General features: G+C 61.6%; 6 protein-coding genes. 4 read left to right on the plus strand and 2 right to left on the minus strand.

Annotated elements, in window-relative coordinates:
* Positions 1–632: DsbA family protein (locus tag LCF60_RS23415; protein ID WP_363318457.1), on the plus strand; the 632-nt coding region annotated here is incomplete at its 5' end.
* Between the two features lie 47 nt (positions 633–679).
* Positions 680–1,225 carry a L,D-transpeptidase gene (locus LCF60_RS23420; RefSeq protein ID WP_292294946.1) on the plus strand — a complete coding sequence of 182 codons (546 nt, stop codon included), beginning with the start codon at positions 680–682 and terminating at the stop codon, positions 1,223–1,225.
* 84 nt (positions 1,226–1,309) lie between these two features.
* On the opposite strand, the gene LCF60_RS23425 is transcribed toward LCF60_RS23420, so the two are convergent.
* Positions 1,310–2,632 (minus strand): MFS transporter, encoded by a 1,323-nt coding sequence (locus LCF60_RS23425; RefSeq protein WP_292294947.1) that lies wholly within the window; start codon positions 2,630–2,632, stop codon positions 1,310–1,312.
* Between the two features lie 11 nt (positions 2,633–2,643).
* Complete coding sequence (locus LCF60_RS23430; RefSeq protein WP_292294948.1) at positions 2,644–2,904, minus strand: metal-sensing transcriptional repressor; 261 nt, start codon at positions 2,902–2,904, stop codon at positions 2,644–2,646.
* A 485-nt stretch (positions 2,905–3,389) separates the two neighbouring features.
* Here LCF60_RS23430 and LCF60_RS23435 point away from each other — a divergent pair, with 485 nt between their 5' ends.
* Together LCF60_RS23435 and LCF60_RS23440 are read left to right on the plus strand one after the other, a co-directional pair.
* The gene (locus LCF60_RS23435) at positions 3,390–4,118 is read left to right on the plus strand and encodes a HupE/UreJ family protein (RefSeq protein WP_292294949.1); all 729 of its coding nucleotides are present in this window, start codon (positions 3,390–3,392) and stop codon (positions 4,116–4,118) included.
* Between the two features lie 19 nt (positions 4,119–4,137).
* Entirely contained in the window at positions 4,138–4,779 is a 642-nt protein-coding gene (locus LCF60_RS23440) for a transmembrane anchor protein (protein ID WP_292294950.1), read from the plus strand.
* The last annotated feature ends 252 nt before the right edge of the window (positions 4,780–5,031 follow it).

The following is a 5,031-nucleotide window of genomic DNA, read 5'->3' on the forward strand; positions in this document are numbered from 1 at the left end:
AATACATGCCCATGATCAAACGCAGAACCTTTTTGACCGGCAGCGCCGTCGCGGCCGCAGGCGGCGCCAGCCTCTTTTCGTTGTTCCGCACGCCGGCCACCGCCAAGGAATTGACCGTCGACGACGTGCTCTTTGACCCGGACAACCCTGTGCTCGGCAATCCCGAGGGGGATGTCACCATCGTGGAGTTCTTCGACTACCAATGCCCCTATTGCAAAGCCAACCACCCGCCGCTGACAGAGGTGGTCGAGGCGGACGGCAACATCCGTTTGGTGATGAAGGACTGGCCGATCTTTGGCGCCTCCTCGATCCGGGCCGCCCAGCTTGCCCTTGGGGCGGCGTCGCTTGGCCAATACGAGAAAGCGAATACCGCCCTGATGGAGACCGAGGGCAAGCTCACCGATCCGCTGATCGAGGAGACGTTGGAAAAGGCAGGGTTCGACGTCGCGGCGCTCGATCAGGCCTATCGCGGTGACCGCGGCAAATGGGACGGGCTGATGCGCCGCAACAGCGAGCAGGCCACCTTGATCGGCTTGCAGGGCACACCGGCGTTCATCATCGGCACCACGCTCTACCCGGGCGGCATGGATGCGGCGACTCTGAAAGAGGCTGTCGATCTGGCGCGCGGCTGAGCCTGTTTCACTGAAAACCAAGCACTTCAACCGAAAGGAGCATGCAAATGACCATCAGACTTTCCCGCCGGGCCGCAATCCTGACCGGGCTGGCCGGCCTTGCCGACCCGGGACTGGCACGGGCCGCAGAGCCGGCCCGACGCAATTCCTCGAGCTTCATGATCCAGCGGTGGCAAGACCACTTCGATGATCTGGGTGTCGGCACGATTGTCGCCGATACCGCCTCGCGCGCCTTGCATTACTGGAATGCCGACGGGTCGGACTATCGAATCTACCCGACCTCGGTGCCGATTTCCGAGGAACTTACCAAGCGAGGCTATACCCGTATCGTGCGAAAGAAAATCGGCCCGGACTGGACCCCCACGCCCAGCCAAGTCGAACGCTTTGGCTGGACCTACATGCCGCCGGGTCCGGACAACCCGCTTGGAACCCACGCGATGTATCTGTCCTGGCCGGCTTATTTGATCCACGGCACCCACGATACGCGCAAGATCGGGCGCCCCTCCTCGGACGGTTGCATCGGGCTTTACAACGAAAAGATTGCAGAGCTGTTCGAGATCACGCCAGTGGGCACTCAGGTCAGGATTATCTAACCCAGACGCCCCCTAAGCGCGGGCTATCCAACGATTGGCGCTCGAAGCCCGCGCACCAACTTGCTTGCTATCATCTCTGAACCCTCATCCGGGCCATTTCCGGTGGAGCGCGTCAATCACCGCAGCATGTGCGTGAACCCGCCCACCACCATGTTCGACAAGATGAGGGTGATCCGCAGGCAAGTCGTCATGACGATGCGATATGACTTCCGGGTCATGCGCGGGCCATAGCCTGACAGCAGCGGCGATACCGAGAGCGGATAGCAGCGCGAGACCCAGAAGCGCGAACGACGCGCCGGCCATTGGCATCAACACACCTGCCAGGGGGTAGGTAATGAGCCAACAGGCATGGCTCAGCGCGAACTGCGCCGCGAAGATCGCTGGACGGTCTTCTGGATGCGCCGAACGCTTCAACAACCGCCCGGAGGGCGTCAGCACGGCCGAATAGCCCGCACCCGCAACCAACCACGCGGCCAAGAGTAGCGGCGATGAAAGACCAAATTTTAGAATAAAGACGGCGAGCAGCAGCAGCGCCGATGTGAGCGTGGTGGCTCCGGCCAACATGACAGGACGGTCTGGCACCCGGTCGAGCAGCTTCGGCAGCGCGAGTGCCGCGAGCACGGAGCCCCCACCGAATGCGCTCATAGTCCAAGCCAGCGAGGATTCTGGCAGCCCTAATTCCCCGCGCACGAGAACGACGGTGTTCACCAACACCATTGCACCCCCGGCAGCGGCCGCGAGGTTCAGCGCCAGCAACCCCCGCAAGCGCGGCGTTGCAAGATAGATGCGGATGCCGCGGGTTGAGCGGTCGTAGATGCCGCGCGGTTCCGAGGGCGTAGGGCTGGGCAGGAGCACCGACACGACAAGCACGGCTGAGGCGAGGAAGCCGACGACGGTGCCGAGGAATAGCGCGTTATAGGAAAGAACGGCCAGAAGCAGACCCGCCAAAACCGGACTGACGATGTTCTCAAGATCATAGGCCAGACGCGACAGGGACAGCGCGCGTGTGTAACGATCCTCTTCCGGCAAGACATCCGGAATCGTGGCCTGGAATGTCGGCGTGAAAGCAGCCGAAGCGGATTGCAGCAGGAAGATCAGGACATAGACCTGCCAGACCTCCGTCACGAACGGCAAGACAAGCGCCACGCCCGCTCGCACGAGGTCAAGCGTGACAAGAAGCGCCCGACGCGGGTATCTGTCGGCGAAAGCCCCGGCGATCGGCGCGATGCCAACATAGGCGACCATCTTGATAGTAAAAATCATGCCGAGCACCAGCCCGGCATCTCCGCCTGCCAAGTCGTAGGCCAACAGGCCAAGCGCTACCGTTGCGAGCCCGGTGCCAAGCAATGCGACGACCTGGGCGAGGAAGAGATGTCGGTAGATGCGATCGGCGAGAATGGAGAGCATGGAATCCCCCCTTAAAGATAGCGGGAAATGGCCCTGAGCTCCGCCCTGTCGGTCTCAGAACCCTCGGCGTCAAGGCAATGGTCCATGTGGTCGTGGATCAGGGTGCGCTTGGCATTCGCGATGGCACTTTCCACGGCCTGAAGCTGCTGGGCGACATCAACGCATGGCTTACCGTTCTCAATCATCGCGATGACAGAGCGCAGATGGCCTTCGGCACGTTTAAGCCGGGCCACCACCTTGCCGTGGCTTGCATGGGAGTGTTCACTTATCATAGGATGACGCTATCCTCCCCCGGGGGATAGGGCAAGATGGTCCGGAAAGGACCGCAAGAGGACGAGCGGACAGCCATGACGAGGGCACGCAGAACAGGACGAAGCTTGCTTGCAGCGCTTCTCTGCGCAGCGCTTTTGATCTGGTCGCTGATGCCGGCCTTTTCCCACGCGCCACTAATCTTCGAGACAATCCAGGACCACTCAGAGATGATTGCCGAGCATGGGCACTCTCACGGGCTGGAGGAAGACCTTGCCTGGGCGATACACGGCCATGGGCATGACACAGCCGACCACGACCACAGCCAGGCGATCCTGATCGCAGGCCGCATATCTCAGCCCTTTCAGGGATATTGGGACCTCACGCGTCCAGAAACATCGGATGCCGGGCCCTGGCCCGTCCACAGGATCGAGCGACCTCCGCGCGTCTGATCTCGCGCCCATGCGGCGCACGACAAGAGAACAGACAATTTAACGGAGACCAATCAATGACCACATCCCGTCGGGATCTGTGGCGTCCGGGTGCAGCCCGGACCGCCCTCCCGTATCTACTGACCTTCGTGGCGCTCGCGCTCAGCGCGGGTGCTGCCGCGGCCCACAACGTGACCGAGGGTGACGCCGGCTATATTCAGGAAATCTGGGGGGTGAACATCATCCCCTTCATGTATCTCGGGGCCAAGCACATGGTGACGGGCTACGACCACATCCTGTTTTTGCTCGGTGTCGTTTTCTTCCTCTACAAGATGCGCGATGTCGGCATCTACGTCAGCCTCTTTGCCTTGGGGCATTCGACCACAATGCTCCTTGGCGTCTGGTTCGGCTGGGGCATCAACGCCTACATCATCGACGCCATCATCGGGCTCTCAGTGGTCTACAAGGCGCTGGACAACCTCGGCGCCTACCAGCGTTGGTTCGGGTTCCAGCCGAACACCAAGATCGCGACGCTGATCTTTGGCTTTTTCCACGGCACCGGTCTCGCGACCAAGATCCTGGACTACGACATCGCGTCGGAAGGGCTCCTGGCGAACCTACTGGCCTTCAACGTGGGTGTGGAGCTGGGGCAGCTCATGGCGCTGGCCGTGATCCTCATCGTCATGGGCTTCTGGCGGAAGTCTCCGAACTTCTTCCGCCAAGCCTACACCGCCAATGTCGTCATGATGGCGCTTGGCTTCATTCTCACGGGCTACCAGCTCACTGGCCTCTTCGTGGCCGCCTAATTCGACAGGAGATTTACAGATGTTCAACGCAGAAAAACCCAGCCTCGACGAACTCCCCAGCTCAAAGCAGCTTATCCGTTCCACCGTGATCGCCGGGGCCTCGGCCGTGGCAATCCTCGTCACCGTGGTGCTGCCGGCCGAATATGGCATCGACCCCACCGGCGTCGGCCGGGTCATCGGCCTGTCCGAGATGGGCGAGATCAAGACGCAACTCGCCGACGAGGCGGAGGCCGACCGGCAGATGGACCTGGCAGGTGAAGAGCAGTCGAGCCTGCTGAATGATGTGCTTGGCCTGTTCGTGGGCGCCGCCCATGCGCAGGAAGTGACCGCCTCCGAAGCAGTCGAGGAATGGCGCGACGAGACCACCTTCACGCTGGCACCCGGCGACTCGGCCGAGTGGAAGCTTGTCATGGAAAAGGACCAGACCGCTGAATACCGCATGCTGGTTGAAGGTGGGCGGGTCAACTTTGACCTCCACGGCCACGGTGGAGGAAACTCCGTGACCTACGAAAGAGGCCGTGGCTCGACCGGGGCGGAAGGCGAGATCATCGCTGAATTCGACGGCGAACACGGCTGGTTCTGGCGCAACCGGGACAGCGCGGACATCACCGTGACGGTTCAGGTGCGCGGTGAATACGCCGAGTTCAAAGACGCCAGCTGAACCACTGCTGCCGTTCGTGCTTTGCGCGGCGAACGGCAGCTATCCGCCCCTTCTGCTGGATGTCGTGGAGGGCCCTTGGACGAAGCCGCTTCGCGGCATTGGCGCATTTGGCTGATGGGGTGAGCCCCCCATAGCGGCGCGCATTTTGCGATCTGACCGACCTGCCTGACGATTGGGGCCTTCTCAATCATCAGACAGGAGGTTCCCATGACAGAGGAGAAGATGAGCCCGCTGCGTCAGCGGATGATCGAA

The organism is Marivita sp., from assembly GCF_020055635.1.
Classification (GTDB): Bacteria; Pseudomonadota; Alphaproteobacteria; order Rhodobacterales; family Rhodobacteraceae; genus Marivita.